The sequence below is a fragment of the Streptomyces sp. NPDC091282 genome, assembly GCF_044757385.1.
Classification (GTDB): Bacteria; Actinomycetota; Actinomycetes; order Streptomycetales; family Streptomycetaceae; genus Streptomyces; species Streptomyces gramineus.
The window spans coordinates 77115-93440 of record NZ_JBIVUX010000009.1; the positions used below are offsets into that span (position 1 = coordinate 77115).

General features: G+C 73.5%; 11 protein-coding genes. 7 read left to right on the forward strand and 4 right to left on the reverse strand.

Annotated features, from left to right (window positions below; all coding sequences use genetic code 11):
• The first annotated feature begins 132 nt into the window (after positions 1 to 132).
• Both ACIQOE_RS33905 and helR read left to right on the forward strand, forming a co-directional pair.
• Entirely contained in the window at positions 133 to 1359 is a 1227-nt protein-coding gene (locus tag ACIQOE_RS33905) for a glycosyltransferase (RefSeq protein ID WP_401415545.1), read from the forward strand.
• Positions 1360 to 1748: 389 nt separating this feature from the next.
• A complete protein-coding gene (gene helR / locus ACIQOE_RS33910; protein ID WP_401415547.1) occupies positions 1749 to 3923 on the forward strand; it encodes an RNA polymerase recycling motor ATPase HelR in 2175 nt (724 codons plus the stop codon).
• Here helR and ACIQOE_RS33915 read toward each other — a convergent pair.
• Positions 3920 to 6301, reverse strand: a complete 2382-nt coding sequence (locus tag ACIQOE_RS33915; RefSeq protein ID WP_401415549.1) for a SpoIIE family protein phosphatase — start codon at positions 6299 to 6301, stop codon at positions 3920 to 3922. The two genes, helR and ACIQOE_RS33915, sit on opposite strands and share 4 nt — an antisense overlap.
• Positions 6302 to 6572: 271 nt before the next feature.
• Here ACIQOE_RS33915 and ACIQOE_RS33920 point away from each other — a divergent pair, with 271 nt between their 5' ends.
• The 4 genes from ACIQOE_RS33920 to ACIQOE_RS33935 all read left to right on the forward strand — a co-directional run bounded on the left by ACIQOE_RS33920 (position 6573) and on the right by ACIQOE_RS33935 (position 12518).
• Entirely contained in the window at positions 6573 to 9680 is a 3108-nt protein-coding gene (locus ACIQOE_RS33920) for a glycoside hydrolase family 2 TIM barrel-domain containing protein (protein ID WP_401415551.1), read from the forward strand.
• A 117-nt stretch (positions 9681 to 9797) separates the two neighbouring features.
• Complete coding sequence (locus tag ACIQOE_RS33925; RefSeq protein ID WP_351327490.1) at positions 9798 to 10037, forward strand: hypothetical protein; 240 nt, start codon at positions 9798 to 9800, stop codon at positions 10035 to 10037.
• A gap of 3 nt (positions 10038 to 10040) precedes the next feature.
• A complete protein-coding gene (locus ACIQOE_RS33930) occupies positions 10041 to 10418 on the forward strand; it encodes a toxin Doc (protein WP_365558782.1) in 378 nt (125 codons plus the stop codon).
• A gap of 468 nt (positions 10419 to 10886) precedes the next feature.
• A complete protein-coding gene (locus tag ACIQOE_RS33935) occupies positions 10887 to 12518 on the forward strand; it encodes an RICIN domain-containing protein (protein WP_365558780.1) in 1632 nt (543 codons plus the stop codon).
• A gap of 102 nt (positions 12519 to 12620) precedes the next feature.
• Here the strand turns inward: ACIQOE_RS33935 and ACIQOE_RS33940 are convergent, their stop codons facing one another.
• Positions 12621 to 13151, reverse strand: coding sequence for a hypothetical protein (locus ACIQOE_RS33940; protein WP_351327484.1), 531 nt, complete (start codon positions 13149 to 13151; stop codon positions 12621 to 12623).
• 323 nt (positions 13152 to 13474) lie between these two features.
• Between ACIQOE_RS33940 and ACIQOE_RS33945 the strand changes: the two genes are divergently transcribed.
• Positions 13475 to 13897: a subtilase-type protease inhibitor gene (locus ACIQOE_RS33945; protein WP_351327482.1), complete on the forward strand. Its 423-nt coding sequence runs from the start codon at positions 13475 to 13477 to the stop codon at positions 13895 to 13897.
• A gap of 133 nt (positions 13898 to 14030) precedes the next feature.
• Here ACIQOE_RS33945 and ACIQOE_RS33950 read toward each other — a convergent pair whose 3' ends face one another.
• The gene (locus tag ACIQOE_RS33950; protein ID WP_401415555.1) at positions 14031 to 14414 is read right to left on the reverse strand and encodes an STAS domain-containing protein; all 384 of its coding nucleotides are present in this window, start codon (positions 14412 to 14414) and stop codon (positions 14031 to 14033) included.
• A gap of 214 nt (positions 14415 to 14628) precedes the next feature.
• Positions 14629 to 16134 (reverse strand): MFS transporter, encoded by a 1506-nt coding sequence (locus tag ACIQOE_RS33955; RefSeq protein WP_362646237.1) that lies wholly within the window; start codon positions 16132 to 16134, stop codon positions 14629 to 14631.
• Positions 16135 to 16326: the final 192 nt, after the last annotated feature.

Consider the following 16326-nt stretch of genomic DNA (forward strand, 5'->3'; position numbering starts at 1 on the left):
TAGGGCAAGGAGTTCATGCTCTCCTCGCCACTCTTAACTTATAGCGCACAGGGGGGCTTGCGGCAAGGCCCCCCTCGTCCCGCAAAATCGCAGGCCGAAGCCAGAACCAGCGGTATTTGGGGGATTCACCAGGTGCGTGTGTTGTTGATGGGATACGGGTCGCGCGGGGACGTCGAGCCCCTGGCGGCGCTCGGGCTCGCGCTGCGCCGGCTCGGCGCCGAGGTACGGGTGTGCGCCCCGCCGGATCCGGAGTTCGCCGGGCTGCTGGCGCGGGCGGGCGTCCCGCACGTGCCGTTCGGGCCGTCGGTGCGCTCGGTGGTGACCAGGCCCGATCCGCAGCCCTCGGACGCCTTCCGGCTCGCGGCCGAGCTGGTCGCGGCGCACTTCGGCGCGGTCGCCGAGGCGGCCGAGGGGTGCGACGCGGTGGTGGCGACCGGCCTGATGCCGGCCGGCGTACGGTCCGTGACCGAGCGGCTCGGCATCCGGTACGTCTTCGCGTGCCCCCATCCGTTCGGGATGCCGTCCTCGCACTTCCCGCCGGCCGGCCGGCCGGGCCGCCCGGCCCCGCCCGGCGCCGACCTGCGGACGCTGTGGAAGGTGGACGCCGAACGGGTGGACGCGCTGTACGGCGAACCCCTGAACACCCACCGGGCCGCCGCCGGGCTGCCCCCGGTGGACGACGTCCGCGCCCACGTCCTCACCGGCCGGGCCTGGCTCGCGGCCGACCCGGTCCTGGGACCGTGGCAGGACCTGACCGATCTCGACCTCGTGCAGACCGGGGCGTGGCTGCTGCCCGACGAGAGGCCGCTGCCGGACGACCTGACGGCCTTCCTGGCGGCCGGCGAGCCACCGGTGTACGTCGGCTTCGGCAGCATGGCGATGCGCGGCGCGCCGGACGCCGCCCGCGCGGCCGTCGAGGCGGTCCGCGCCCAGGGCCGCCGGGTGCTCGTCGGGCGCGGCTGGGCCGATCTCGCGCCGATCGACGGCCGGGCCGACTGCCTCGCGATCGGCGAGGTCAACCACCAGGCGCTGTTCCGCCGCGTGGCCGCCGTCGTCCACCACGGCGGCGCGGGCACCACGACCGCCGCCGCGGTGGCCGGCGTGCCCCAGGTGGTCGTCCCGCAGATCGTGGACCAGCCGTACTGGGCCGCCCGGGTCGCCGAGCTGGGCATCGGCGCGGCCCACGACGGCCCGACCCCGACCACCGAGTCCCTCTCCGCCGCGCTGGCCCTCGCCCTCGCCCCCGCGGTCCGCACCCGTGCGGCCGCCGTCGCCGGGGACGTCCGCACCGACGGCGCGACGGTCGCCGCGCGGCTCCTGCTGGACGGGACCGACGGGCAGCCGCCCCTGTCCGCGTGACCCGGCGGCTCCGGCACGGCCGGAGCCGCCCCGCCGGCACCGTCCCGCGCCGCGCGGCCACCGGCTCCCGCCGCGGCCGCCGGCCATTGAGGCGCCCGAGGCCGCACCGGCGCCGGACACCGCGGTGCCGCCCGAGGCCGCACCGGCGCGGAAAACCACGGAGCCGCCCGAGACCGCACCGGCACGGAAAACCCCCGTGCCGCCCGAGACCGCACCGGCGGACACCGCCGCACCGCCCGCACGCGTAGCCGTACCCGGCATCCGCCGGGGGAGCGGCGCACCGCCCCACGGCCGTGCCCCCGGCACCCGCCCCCGAAGACCCGACCAGAGCCGCCCCCACCAGGCGCCGTTCCCGGCGCCGTGTCCGGCACCCCGACGGAGCTGATGCAGTGAATCCCCTGACCACCCGCGCCTTCGACCTCCCCGACCACCTCTCCGCCAAGGCCGGACCGGCCCTGATCGCCGACGACGAGCAGCACTTCGCGGCCGTCGCGCGCTGCCTGGAGGAGACCCTCTCCGACCTCTCCGACCGCCTCGACGCCACCCTCAGGGCCCCGGGCGGCACCGGCCGGGCCGCGATGGACCGCGACATCGAGGTCCACCGCCTCACCGGCCGGCTGCGCACCCTGCGCCGCTTCGGCCTCGACCTGTGCCTCGGCCGCATCGTGGCCGCCGACGACCCCGAGCCCGTGTACATCGGCCGGCTCGGGCTCACCGACAGCGAGGGCCGCAGGCTGCTGCTCGACTGGCGGTCACCCGCGGCCGAGCCGTTCTTCGCGGCGACCCACGCCGACCCGATGGGGCTGCGCAGCCGCCGCCGCTACCGCTGGACCGACGGCCGGATCAGCGACTACTGGGACGAGGTGTTCACCGCCGACGGGCTGGAGGGACACGCCGCGCTCGACGACCAGTCGGCCTTCATCGCGAGCCTCGGCGCCGACCGGTCGGAGCGGATGCGGGACGTGCTCGCCACCATCCAGGCCGACCAGGACGCCATCATCCGCGCCGGATCCCGGGGCGCCCTCGTCGTCGACGGCGGTCCGGGCACAGGCAAGACCGTCGTCGCCCTGCACCGCACCGCCCACCTGCTGTACTCCGACCCGCGCCTCGGGCACCGGCGCGGCGGTGTGCTGTTCGTCGGCCCGCACCGGCCCTACCTGAACTACGTCTCCGACGTGCTGCCGAGCCTCGGCGAGGAAGGCGTGCAGACCTGTGTCCTGGCGGACCTGGTCGACGAGGGCGCCACCGCGGCACCCGAGACCGACCCGGAGGTGGCCCGCCTGAAGTCGTCCGCGGACCTGGTGCGGGCCGTCGAGACGGCCGTCCGCTTCTACGAGGAGCCGCCCGCCGAGGGCATGACGGTCACCACCGACTGGGGCGAGGTGTGGCTCAGCGCCGCCGACTGGGCCGACGCGTTCCGGGCGCCGGGCCCGGGCACCCCGCACAACGAGGGCCGCGACCACATCTGGGAGGAACTGGCCACCATCCTGCTGGACAAGCACACCGGTGACGACGTCCCGCCCGAGCGGTTCCGCGGATCGCTCCAGCAGGACCGGGAGCTGACCGAGACCCTCAACGGCGCCTGGCCGCTGCTGGAGGCCGCCGACCTGGTCGGCGACCTGTGGTCGGTCCCCGCCTACCTGCGGATGTGCGCCCCCTGGCTCGACCGCGACGAGGTACGGCTGCTCCAGCGCGCCGACCCCCAGGCCTGGACCGTGTCCGACCTGCCGCTCCTGGACGCGGCCCGGCAGCGGCTCGGCGACCCGGCGGCGGCCCGGCGCAGGCAGCGGCAGGAGGCCGCGCTCGCCGCCCAGCGCGAGCGGATGGCCCAGGTCGTGGACAACCTGATCGGGGCCGCCGTCGACTCCGGCGCCGACGGGGACGACGGGGAGGGCCTGGTGCGGATGCTGCGCGGCGAGGACGCCAAGGTCAGCCTCGTCGACGAGTCCGAACTGCCGGCCCCGACCCCGGACCTGCTGGCCGGTCCGTTCGCGCACATCGTCGTCGACGAGGCCCAGGAGCTGACCGACGCCGAATGGCAGATGCTGCTGCTGCGCTGCCCGTCCCGGAGCTTCACCATCGTCGGTGACCGCGCACAGGCCAGGCACGGGTTCGCGGAGTCGTGGCGGGAGCGGCTGGAGCGGGTCGGACTCGACCGGATCACCCTCGCCTCCCTCGGCATCAACTACCGCACCCCCGAGGAGATCATGGCGGAGGCCGAGCCGGTCATCCGGGCCGCGCTCCCGGACGCCAATGTGCCGACCTCGATCCGCGGCAGCGGCCTGCCCGTCGTCCACGGATCCGCCGACCGGCTGGCCTCGGTCCTGGAGGACTGGCTCGCCGCGCACGCCGAGGGCATCGCCTGCGTGATCGGCGATCCGGCGTTCACGGCGACGCCCCGGGTCAGGTCGCTCACCCCGCAGCTGTCCAAGGGGCTCGAGTTCGACCTGGTCGTCCTCGTCGATCCGGAGGACTTCGGCACGGGTGTCGAGGGCGCCGTCGACCGCTACGTCGCCATGACCCGGGCGACCCGGCAACTGGTGGTCCTGACCAGCGGCTCCTAGACCGCGTCCTCCGGGAAGAGGGACAGCTCGGCCCAGATCGTCTTGCCCTCGCCGGTGTGCCGGGTGCCCCAGCGCTGGGTCAGCTGGGCCACCAGGAGCAGGCCCCGGCCGCCCTCGTCCCAGGTCTTGGCCCGGCGCAGGTGCGGGGCGGTGTGGCTGGTGTCGGAGACCTCGCAGATCAGCCGGGTCGTGTCGTGGATCAGGCGGAGCCGGATCGGGTGGGCGCCGTACCGGATGGCGTTGGTGACCAGTTCGCTGACGACCAGCTCCGCCGTGAAGGAGGCCATGGTCAGGTCCCACACCTCCAGCCGTTCCACGACCTGCTTGCGGATGGGCGCGACCAGGGCGGGATCGGCGGGGATGTCCCAGCTCGCCACGCGGGACGGCGGCAGGCCCTGGGTGCGGGCCAGCAGCAGGGCCACGTCGTCGGCCGCGCCGCCCGACGGCAGCAGGGCGTGCAGGATCCGGTCGCAGGTCTCGTCCAGCGAGTCGCTGTAGGCGGCCAGCGCCTCGTGGAGGAGGCGCAGACCGGCGTCCGGGTCACGGTGCTGGGAGGTGATCAGGCCGTCCGTGAACAGGGCCAGCACGGTGCCCTCGGGCAGCTCGATCTCGGTGGACTCGAACGGCAGCCCGCCCAGGCCCAGCGGGGGACCGGCGGGCAGGTCCACCTCGTGCAGGCGGTGGCCGGGCCGCAGCACGACGGGGGCCGGATGACCGGCGCGGGCCAGGGTGCAGTGCCGGGACACCGGATCGTAGACGGCGTACAGGCAGGTCGCGCCGAGTTCCCCGGGGCTGCCCTCGCCGCCCAGCTCCTCCGACAGCCGGACCACCAGGTCGTCGAGGTGGGTGAGCAGTTCGTCCGGGGCCAGGTCGATGTCGGCCAGGGTGCGCACCGCGGTCCGCAGCCGGCCCATGGTCGCCGACGCCTGCACACCGTGGCCGACGACGTCCCCGACGACCATGGCGACCCGCAGCCCGGACAGCGGGATCACGTCGAACCAGTCGCCGCCCACCCCGGCGCGGGCGGCCGGCAGGTAGCGGGAGGCCGCCTGCAGGGCGGCGGTGTGCGGCAGCGTGCGGGGCAGCAGGCTGCGCTGCAGGGCCAGGGCGGTCTCGCGCTCGCGGGAGTAGCGGCGGGCGTTGTCGACGCAGACGGCGGCCCGCGCGGTGATCTCCTCGGCCAGCAGCACGTCGTCGGGGCCGAACGGATCGGGCCGCCGGTGCCGGGTCAGCACGGCGACCCCGAGGGTCGTGCCGCGCGCCTGGATCGGCACGGCCATCGAGGAGTGGACGCCGAACTCGCGCACCCGTTCCGCGCGCAGCCCGTGCCAGTCCAGCCACTGCGTCATCTCGCCGGACGCCACCGAGGCGACGATGGTGTGTCCCGCGATCAGCGAATCGGCCTGCGGGGACGAAGCCGGGTAGGCCTCGGTGTGACCGGGCTTGAGCACCGCCTCGGGGACGCCGGGCAGGACGGACTGGTGGGCGATGCGGCGCAGGGTGACCGGCGCGCTGAACCGGGTCGGGAGGTCGCCGCCGTTCTCCGGCGGGTCCAGCAGGTCGACGGTGACGAAGTCGGCGAGGGCCGGCACGCAGACGTCCGCCAGCTCCTGGGCCGTCCGGGTGACGTCCAGGGTGCTGCCGATGCGCACGCTCGCCTCGTTGACCAGTTGCAGCCGCTCCCTGGCCAGGTAGTTCTCGGTGATGTCGTGCGCGGCCAGGCTCACCCCCAGCACGCGTCCGGCGGCGTCGGTGACCGGTGCCATCCGGGCCAGCCAGGCGTGCGCCCGGTACTCCCCGCCGGTGCGCATGTAGGTCTGCACGTCCAGCGGGCGGCCCGTGGTCAGCACCTGGAGCATCTTGCGCTCCAGTTCCTCGCTCTGCGGCTTGCCGCCGATCTCGGTGATCCGCAGTCCCCGGATCCGCTCCTCGGGCAGCCCGATGACCTCGGCCATCGCCTCGTTCACCTGGCGCAGCCGCAGCCGTTCGTCGTAGACCGCGATCGCGCACGGCGACTGGATCAGCGCGGCCCTGGCCAGCGGCGAGTCCGGTTCGTCGGGGCGGCCGGCGGTCACGGGTGCGAAGACGAGCCAGCGCGCGGGGCACCCGTCGGCCGCGGTGCGGTGGTGGGCGACGAGCCAGACCGGGACCGTACGGCCGTCCCGGTGCCGGAGCGCGAGGGTGCCGTCCCAGCGGGTGCCGGCGGGCACCGGCGGCGGGTCCCCGGCCAGCAGCAGCGCCGCGGGCCGGCCCACGACCTCGTCGGCCGGGTGGCCGAGGAGCCGCCGCGCGCCCTCGTTCCACTCGACCAGCGTGCCGTCCTCGTCGATGACAGCCCGGGCCGTCGCCGCATCGTCGAACGGATAGACCCGGCTCATCTCGCCACTCCCAAGCGCACACTCACCGTCAACAGGTGCACCACAGGTGTTCAGCCTAGTGCGTCGGACCCGCCCGTGACCGGCAGGCGCGGGCGTCCGGCCGGGCGGGACCGGCTTCGTCCGGAGGGGCGAACGCGGGCCGGTGGAGAGGACGAAATCCGGGACCGGTCGCCTCCGGACCCTTGACTCCTCCGTATGGCACACCGTCAGAATCTGTTTGTTCGCGATCAGTTGTGAGTAGTTCTGGGCCCTGATGAGGGAGAGCCGCACCATGACGGTCACACGCAGATCGGTCCTGGCAGCCGCCACGGCAGCCCCGGCGGCCGGTGCCCTCCGGGGCGCCCCGGCCGCCCTGGCGGTCCCGGAGGCGGATACGGCCACGCAGGTCACCGGCCGTCGCACGGTGGCCCTGCGGGACGGCTGGCGGTTCTCGCTCGTCGATCCCGACGGCACCGCCGATCCGGCCGCCGCCTCGACGGACGCCGCCGCACCCGGGTACGACGACTCGGCCTGGCGCCGGGTCGCGGTGCCGCACGACTGGAGCATCGAGCAGACCCCCACCACCGAACACGGCACCACCGGCGGCACCGGCTTCTTCCCCGGCGGCCTCGGCTGGTACCGGCTCGCCTTCACCCTGCCGCCCGGCTGCGCGGGCAAGCGCGTCTCGGTCGAGTTCGACGGCGTCTACATGGACTCCTACGTCTACTGCAACGGCACCGAGGCCGGCCGTCACCCCTACGGGTACACCGGATTCGCCCTGGACCTCACCGGGCTGGTGCACACCGACGGCAGGACCGCGAACGTCCTCGCGGTCAGGGTGCGCAACCGGCTGCCCAGCAGCCGCTGGTACTCGGGCAGCGGCATCTACCGCGAGGCCCGCCTGGTGATCACCGAGCCGGTGCACGTGGCGCGCTGGGGGACGTACGTCACCACACCGGACATCACCGCCGAGCGCGCCGTGGTGCGGGTGCGGACCACCGTGGCCGACGCGTCCGGGCAGGGCGCGGACGTCACCGTCGTCTCCCGGATCACCGACCCGGACGGCCGCACCGTCGCCCGGACGTCCTCCACGGTCCCGGTCACCGGGCCCGGCTCCGGCGGGACCGACGAGGACCACGAACTGACCGTCACGAGACCGAGGTTGTGGTCCATCGAAGCCCCGCACCGCTACGTCCTGCACACCGAACTCCGGGTCGGCGCCACCATCACGGACACCTGCCGCACGGTCTTCGGCATCCGCAGCCACCGCTTCGACCCGGACGAGGGCTTCTCCCTCAACGGCGTGCGCGCCAAGATCAGGGGCGTCGACCTCCACCACGACCAGGGCGCACTCGGCGCGGCGATCAGCGCCGACGCGGTGCGCCGGCAGATGACCCTCATGAAGTCGATGGGCGTCAACGCCTTCCGGACCTCCCACAACCCGCCCTCGCCGGAGATGATCCAGGTCTGCGAGGAGCTGGGGATCGTCATGATGGTGGAGGCCTTCGACTGCTGGCGGACCGGCAAGACCGCCTACGACTACGGCCGGTTCTTCGACGAGTGGTGCGAGAGCGACGTCACCGAGATGGTCCGCGCGGCCCGCAACTCGCCCGCCGTCGTGCTGTGGTCCATCGGCAACGAGATCCCCGACTCCACCTCCACCGCGGGCCTCGCCATGGCCGACCGGATCATCGCCGCGATCAGGGCCGCCGACGACACCCGCCCGCTGGTCATCGGCTCCGACAAGTACCGCAGCCTGCCGAAGCCGGGCTCCGCCGCCGACCTGATGCTCGCCAAGCTCGACGGACTCGGCCTCAACTACAACACCGCCAAGTCCGTGGACGCGCTGCACGCCGCCTACCCGCACCTCTTCCTGTTCGAGTCCGAGTCCTCCTCGCAGACCTCGACCCGCGGCACCTACCAGGAGCCGGAGCACCTCAACACGGGCGAGAACCACACGCCGGGCCGCCGCGCGACCTCGTCGTACGACAACAACCTGGCCTCCTGGACGATGAGCGGCGAGTACGGCCACAAGAAGGACCGGGACCGCCCGTGGTTCGCCGGCCAGTTCCTCTGGTCGGGCATCGACTACATCGGCGAGCCGACGCCGTACGACGTCTTCCCGGTCAAGGCGTCCTTCTTCGGCGCGGTCGACACGGCCGGTTTCCCGAAGGACATGTACCACCTCTTCCGCAGCCAGTGGGTGAGCGAGCCCATGGTGCACCTGCTGCCGACGACCTGGAACCACGAGGCCGGGGACACGGTCGAAGTGTGGGCCTACGCCAACGTGCCCACGGTCGAACTGTTCCTGAACGGGAAGTCCCTGGGGGTGAGGGAGTTCGACACCAAGACGACGACGGACGGCCGCTCCTACCTGGAGACCACCGAGGCCACCGGCGACGACAAGACCTTCACCGCCGGTCCGTACCCCGGCAGTTACACCAGCCCGAACGGCAGCGCCGGCAAACTGCACCTGACCTGGAAAGTGCCCTACCAGCCGGGGGAGTTGAAAGCCGTGGCGCGGCGCGCGGGCAAGGTGGTGGCGACCGACGTCCTGCGCACCGCCGGTGCCCCGCACGCCGTGCGCCTCACCGCCGACCGCACGTCCCTCGCCGCCGACGGCCGCGCGCTGGTCTTCGTGACCGCCGAGATCGTCGACGCGCACGGTGTCGTGGTGCCCGACGCCGAGCACCTCGTGTCCTTCGCGGTGTCCGGCGGCTCCCTCGCCGGGCTCGACAACGGCCGGCAGGAGAGCGCCGAGCGCTACCAGGCCACCACCCGGTCCGCCTTCCACGGCAGGGCGCTCGCCATCGTCCGCGCCGGTACGCGACCGGGTTCCCTCACGGTGACCGCACGCGCGGACGGCCTGCGCGGCGGCACCGTCGGCGTCCGCGCCGAATCCGCGCGCGCCGCGGTCCGCACCCCCGCCCTCGTCCTCGGCCCGGACCGGCCCGCCCCGCCGGACCGCCCCCACCCGGACGCGAGCTACTCGGGCCGCCCGGACACCCTGCCGGCCGCCATGCTGGACGGCGACCCGGCCACCGGCTGGTCCAACGCCTTCGCCAAGGCGGCCACCGCCCTGCTGCCCGCGTTCGGCGGCGCCCGTCCGCGGGACTGGGTGTCGGTCGACTTCGGCCGTCCCCGCGCCTTCGACCGGGTGGAGGTCTCCTTCACCGTGGACGCGGTCCACGCGCTGCCCGCCGCGGTGGAGGTGGCGGTCTGGGACGACGGGGCGTACCGCGTGGTGGAGGGCGCGACGGTGGACTGGGCCGCCACCTCGGACACCCCGACCGTCGTCACCTTCCCCCGGACCCGCGGCTCCCGGCTCCGGCTGACCCTGACCAGCGCGAGTCCCGGACAGACCTCGGGAGCCCTGCGGATCAGCAGGCTCGACTTCTGAGGCCGCCGGGCGGGGACCGGCCGCACGGGTGGCCGGTCCCCGCCCGCCGGTACCGCTGGATTCCGCTGTGACCTGCGGGTATTTACGGGTGAGTACCCGCGCGGTACCGTGAGGAGCATGCCAGCTCTCAACGTGGAGTTCAGCGACCGCGAGCTAGAGGACCTGCGGCAGATCGCCAAGGAGCGCGGTACGTCCATGAAGGCCCTCGTCCGTGAAGCGGCCGCCGCCGACATCGCCCGGCACCGGGCGCTGCAGGAGGGCGCGGAAGAGTTCCGCAGGTTCTTCGCCGCGCACGCCGCCGAGTTCGCGGCCGCGTTCCCCGACGACGAACAGCCCGCGAAGGGCGAGGCCGCCTGAGCCATGCCGCCGGTCATCCACATCGACGTGCCCTGGCTCCTGCAGCGCCACGAGGAAGTGCTGCCGGACCAGCCCACCGTCGACGACTTCTCCGCCCTGGTCGCCGCCGTCGCCCGGCACCGCGTGGACCCGCCCCGGCTCGGGGTCGACTCCGACCCGGCCTGGCGGGCCGCCGCCCTGCTGCACACCCTCGCCCTCCTCAAGCCGCTGCCCACGGCCAACGCCCGGTTCGCCTGCGCGACCGCCGTGGCCTACATGTTCGTCAGCGGCGTGGGCATCGACCCGCCGTACGGCGCCCTCGTGGACCTCGCCCGCGACCTGATCGACGGCAAGGCCGACGTCTACGCCGCGGCGGACCGGCTCCGTTCCTGGCAGCTCTGACCCGCCCGGACGTGCGGGCGAAGCCGCCTCCGGCGTCTCGGGGATCGCCGGCCCACGGGCGGGAGGAACGGGGCCGGCGACCTGTTCCGCGCGCGAGAGCCGCCGTTGCGCGCGGGGCCGTTCGAGAAGGGCCGCACACCAGTGGACCGCTCGCGCCGTCGGGACGGGAGCGTGCGCGCGGGACCGGAGTGCGCGCACCGTTCACACGGGGTGTGCGTAAAAGTGAATACGGCCGTGACAGGACAATGGCCAGGGGTCTCTTTCTGACATTCTGTCAATGCTGTCGATGTCGTACGGGCGCCTTGTTGCGTGTGTGAGACTTGTGCGAAGGTGAATCATCGCCGCGGGGGTAATGGCCAGGAAATATTCCGGAGTTGGGGGACAGGACCACCCCCCGTGCCGGTCAATTCCCGCTCCCCGCACGCGCACCAAAAAGGTACGCACCATCGCACCAAAGGAATCCGCTCAGTGCCCACCCCCCAGCCGCCTCGACCCCCCTATCCGCCGCCGGGAGGTGGTGCCGGGGAGTCCGACGAGTCGCTCGCCGGCCCGCTGCGCGCCGGATCCGACATCGAGGCCTCCCGGTCCGCCGCGCTGCTCATGGCCCGGCACTGGCGGCCGGTGCAGGAGTACGCGGTCATCTGCCTGGCGGCCTCCGGGCCCGTCGCGCACATGGTCGCGGCCGCCGCGTTCCACCAGGTCCTGGACCGGGTGGCGCTGGGGGAGACCGCCGACGCGCTGCGGCCCCGCCTGCTGGTGTCCGTCCGTGACACCGTCGCCGACTGGTCGGCCGAGGACCGAATAGCGGAGGTTCTCCCGGACCTCGGGAAACCGGCCGGCGGCCGCGGTATGCGCGCCGCGAAGTCGATGACACCGGAAAACCGCACCCTCGCCGAGCGGTCATTCCGCGGGCTTCCGGTGCTCGGCCAGAGCCTGCTGTGGCATGTCGAGGTCGAGGCGGAACCGATAACCGTACCGGCCGGTCTGCTGGGCATGGACACGGCAACCGCGGGGGCGGCTCTGGAGGACGCCCGGGAGAAATTCCGGGAAGGCTGTGTCCGCGCCCACCGCGAACTCGCGCCCTCCCAGGAGTGCCGCTACTACAACCGGCTGCTGGACGTTCCGCTGCGCCGCGGCGGCGGGCTGCTGCCGGACGTCCGCGAGCATCTCGCCCAGTGCCCGTACTGCCGTGCCGCCGCCGAACAGCTCGGCCAGGTCGAGGGCGGACCGGGAGCACTGCTCGTCGAAGCGGTGCTCGGCTGGGGCGCCCGCCGCTACCTCGACTCGCGGCCCGGACGCAGGCAGGGCGACGGCGAACCCCGTACCCGGGCCGCCGCCCGGCGGGCCGCAGGCGGACGGCGCCGCGCGACGGCACGGACCCGGATCCTGGCCCGCATCACCGAGCCGGTGCGCCGGCCGCCGGGCTCCTGGTCCTCGAAGACACTGCTGACCGGCGTCGGCGTCGCCGGGGCCGGCCTGCTCGCCTCGGTCCTCGCCGTCAGCGCGCTGTCGGGCGGCGGCGACGGCAGCGAGGCCGTGGCCTCCGCCGGTCTGGTGCCCGGCGGCACCGACCCCGACGCGACCCCCACCCCCGGTACGGCCGCCCGGCTCCCCGCCGCCGACCACGCGACCCGGCTGCGCAACTCCGCCGCCCAGCTGTGCCTGGACATCAACGGGGCGCCGCAGGCCGGCGCGGGCGTCGTCCTGGCGACGTGCTCCTCGTCCTCCACCCAGGAGTGGGCCTACGAGAGCGACGGCGTGCTGCGCAGCGTGGCCGACCACGGGCTGTGCCTGGACTCGCACGCGGACGGCGGGGTCGTCATCCTCGGCACCTGCGCGGACGCCGGCAGCGACCGCGGCGCGGACGTGCGCTACGACCTCACGGCGCAGGGCGAGTTCCTGCCCCGCTGGGACCCGACCCTCGCGCTCGGCACGGCCGGCGAGGACGCGGGCGCCGACGTCGTCGTGAAGGCCCGTGACCGGTCCACCGGCCAGCACTGGCTGACCGACCCGCCGGGCCCGTCCCAGAGTTCCGGCTCCCTCTCCACCGCCGGCGCCGGCGGTGCCTCGGCCCGGCCGGCCGGACTCGCGGGCACCTGACACGCCCGCCGCGCGGCTCCCTCGCCGCCGGCCGCCCCGGGCCGCGCCGTCGCGGCCGCCCGGGGCGCCGCGGCGGGATGATCCGGCCGCCGGCGGCCGGTCTCAGTCCTGATCGGTGTCGGGTCCCTGGGCGCGGACCCGTTCCACGTGCTCCAGCGAGTCCCGCAGTTCGGACAGCCAGTCGTCGGTGTGCTTCTGGACCAGCCGTACGCACCAGGCCAGCGCCTCGCTGCGGCTGCGGGCCACCCCGCCGGCGATCAGCGTGTCCAGCACCTGGCGTTCGGGCTGCCGCAGCCGGGTCATCACCGGCGCCGCCACATGCGTGAACAGGGCCCGCCGCCCGGAGCACTCCACGCCCCAGGACACCTTGTGGCGGAACTGGTGCTCCGCCTCCTGGGCCACGTCCATCCGCGTCTGCCGGGTGCGCTCCCGGAACTCCTGGATCCGGCCCTCCACGGCGGCCTCCCGCTCGGCGTCCGAGACGCCCTCGGCCTGCCGGGGCCCCGGTATGCGCCCCACGACGGTGATCTCCTCGCGGTCCACCGTCACCTCGACCAGTTCCTCGAACAGGTCGTCGGGCAGCCGCCCGGCGAACCAGCCGCGCAGCTTCTCTCGTTGCTCCTGCGTAATCATGTAATGACGATTACTCCGGCGCGGCGCAAAGGCAAGGGCTTGCCGAGAAGTCCGCCGACAGCGGAAGCGGAATGTTTCAGGACGATTAACGAAGCGGCGAGAACCGGCCATTCGGCTGTTTCGAGCGATCAAGAACCGCTCCGTTGGGCGGTCGGCCCGTGTGAACTCCGTGACTTCGCGCCACTGATTCAATACGCAATGTTACTGAAACCTGTGGGTTCGATGTGTGTTTCGACCGCGGACTCGGCAGAGTGGCGCCCGCCGCCCCGGCACCTACCGGGCCGTGGACGGCACCCGTCGAATCAAGCGGAAGGATGCACACAATGCGAACCACCGCGCGCTGGGCAGTGACCCTCGGTCTCACCGCCGCCGCCGTCTGCGGACCCCTGACCGGGGCCTCCGTCGCCGCCCCGAGCTCGCTCTACGCGCCCTCGGCTCTGGTGCTCACCACCGGCCACGGAACGTCGGCGGTGACCGCCACGCCCGAGCGTGCCGTCACGCTGAACTGCGCCCCCGGCGCCTCCGGCACCCATCCGGCGGCCGTCCAGGCCTGCGCCGAACTCCGGGGCGTGGCCGGCGACTTCGACGCCCTCGCGCCCAGAACCGATGTGTGGTGCACCAAGCTCTACGATCCCGTCGTGGTCACGGTCGAGGGTGTCTGGCAGGGCAAGCGCGTCTCCTATGAGCGCACCTTCGGCAACCAGTGCATGAGGGACGCCTACGGAGTCAGCGTCTTCTCCTTCTGAGCCCGGGATCGCACGGTCCTCGTGACTGCCGGAACAGGTCCGCAACTGGGGAGTGCGGCCCCTGGAACGGGGAACCTGCGATCTCGCCCCGGGGGCCGGCGGACAGTGTGGGGCTGCCCGCCGACCCCCGGCATCACCGCCGCTCCCCGGCGCTCCCGTCCCGGGGCAGCCCGGGGAGCGGCGGGAACCGCCCCAGCAGACCCGCGGCCCGCAGCAGCCGCGGGACGCGGGGGCCTTCGCACACCAGCCGCAGCCGCCCGCCCCGCTCGCGGGCCCTGGCCTCGGCCCGGCACAGCACCCGCAGCCCCGAACAGTCGAGGAAGTCCAGCCGCCGCAGATCCACGAGCACGTCCGGCTCGGCGCGGGCGGTGGCCGCGAGCAGATGCTCGGCCAGCAGCTCCGCGGTGGCGATGTCGATCTCGCCGAAGACCTCGACGACGAGACACCTCCCGCGACGGCGGCTCCGCGCGCAGGAGTTGGCGGCGGGCAGCCCGGGTTCTTCCGCTTCCGGCGTCATCTCTGCTCCCCCTGGCACAGGGCGCGTACGGGACCGGTTGGTACCCGCCGGGAGCCCCTGCCATCCCTGATGCGGGCGCCGCAAGATCAGTTTCACTCGGTTCGGTGAATTTCCCTCAAGTGGCTTGACCGGAGACGGTCCGGGATAGGCGAAGGGTCGCCGTCTCCCTGCTGACGGCGACCCTTCGGTCTTCGGCGGCTCCGCGGATCTCAGGTCACATGTGGACGACCGGTGCCGCGTCCGCGTCCTGCTGCGGCACCCCCTTGCGGAACAGCAGGAAGGCGATGACCGCGCCCGCCGCGAACATGCCCGCCGACCACCAGAACGCGGTGGTGTAGCTCTCGATCGTGGCCTGCGCCTGCACCAGCTTGCTGGTCGCGTCCCGGCCGGTCAGGTAGTCCGTGGCCGCGCTCGCCGCGAGCGTGTTGAGCAGCGCCGTACCGATCGAACCGCCGACCTGCTGCATGGCGTTGACCGTCGCGGAGGCGACACCCGCCTCGTCGGCCGTCACTCCGCCGGTGGCCAGCTGCATGGCCGCGGGCATGACCAGGCCGAGGCCGAGACCGGTCACGATCAGCTGCGGCAGGACCGCGCTGACGTAGCTGGAGCCGACGCCGATGTCGGTCAGCCAGGCCATGCCGACCGCGGAGACCGCGAAGCCGAGCGGGACGACCGCCTTCGGGCCGATCCGCGGCACCAGCACCTGGGTGCCGACCTGGGCGGTGACCATCAGGGCGCCGATCATCGGCAGGAACGCCAGGCCGGTCTTGGTCGGGCTGAATCCGAGGTTCAGCTGCAGGTAGTAGGTGAGGAAGAGGAAGACGCCGAACATGCCGCCCGCGGAGATCAGCACGGCGAGGAACGAGGCGCCCCGGTTGCGGTCCAGCAGGATGCCCAGCGGCAGCAGCGGGTACTTGGCCTTGGTCTGCCACCAGGCGAAGGCCGCCAGGAGCACGACGCCGGCGAAGAGGAAGCCCCAGGTCAGCGGCGAGCCCCAGTCGTGCGTCTCGGCGTTGGAGAAGCCGTAGACCAGCGAGAACAGACCGGCGGCGACCAGGACCGTGCCGGGCACGTCCAGCTTGGAGTTGCCGGCGTCGCGGTGGTTGTGCAGCAGCGCCATGCCGCCCGCGAAGGCGACGACCGCGATGGCGACGTTCACGTACAGCGTGGAGCGCCAGTCGAAGGTGTCGGTCAGGATGCCGCCGAGCAGCAGGCCCACCGCACCGCCGGCACCGGCGATCGCGCCGTAGACGCTGAACGCCCGGGCCCGCTCACGGGCGTCGGTGAACGTGGTGTTGAGCAGCGAGAGCGCGGTCGGTGCGAGCAGCGCGCCGAAGGCGCCCTGCAGGGCGCGCGCGGTGACCAGCATGCCGAAGCCGTTCGCGGCACCGCCCAGCGCCGACACGGCGGCGAAGCCGACGACACCGACGAGGAAGGCGGTCTTGCGGCCGAAGAGGTCGGCTATCCGGCCGCCGAGCAGCAGCAGGGAGGCGAAGCTCAGGGCGTACGCGGTGACGATCCACTGCCGGTTGCCGTCGGAGAAGCCGAGGTCGGCCTGGGCGGACGGCAGGGCGATGTTCACGATCGTGGCGTCGAGCACCACCATAAGCTGGGCGACGGCGATGACCGCGAGGATCCACCACCGCTTGGGGGAGGCGTCGGCCGGCGGTGCCTGCGTGGCACCGACGCGGACGTCGTCGGTCAAAGTCTTCTCAGACATGGGGGAACCACTCCAGGGAAGTCGTTCGGGATTGTTCGGGGAAACCGTGCCGGGGCGGCGGCCGGGCCGGCCGCGAACGAAACGGTTTCGTACACATCGAGAGGGTAGACCACTTTCAGCGAAACGGCAACGTTTCGCAGGAGGCGGGGACCGGCACCCGCCGGCAGGACCCGGACGGCGCGAGCCGCCGCC

Coding starts and splice junctions, on each gene's coding strand:
- ACIQOE_RS33940 (WP_351327484.1), bottom strand. CDS start 13,151: ATGATTACGCAGGAGCAACGAGAGAAGCTGCGCGGCTGGTTCGCCGGG.
- ACIQOE_RS33950 (WP_401415555.1), bottom strand. CDS start 14,414: ATGACGCCGGAAGCGGAAGAACCCGGGCTGCCCGCCGCCAACTCCTGC.
- ACIQOE_RS33915 (WP_401415549.1), bottom strand. CDS start 6,301: ATGAGCCGGGTCTATCCGTTCGACGATGCGGCGACGGCCCGGGCTGTC.
- ACIQOE_RS33945 (WP_351327482.1), top strand. CDS start 13,475: ATGCGAACCACCGCGCGCTGGGCAGTGACCCTCGGTCTCACCGCCGCC.
- ACIQOE_RS33955 (WP_362646237.1), bottom strand. CDS start 16,134: ATGTCTGAGAAGACTTTGACCGACGACGTCCGCGTCGGTGCCACGCAG.
- ACIQOE_RS33930 (WP_365558782.1), top strand. CDS start 10,041: ATGCCGCCGGTCATCCACATCGACGTGCCCTGGCTCCTGCAGCGCCAC.
- ACIQOE_RS33920 (WP_401415551.1), top strand. CDS start 6,573: ATGACGGTCACACGCAGATCGGTCCTGGCAGCCGCCACGGCAGCCCCG.
- ACIQOE_RS33925 (WP_351327490.1), top strand. CDS start 9,798: ATGCCAGCTCTCAACGTGGAGTTCAGCGACCGCGAGCTAGAGGACCTG.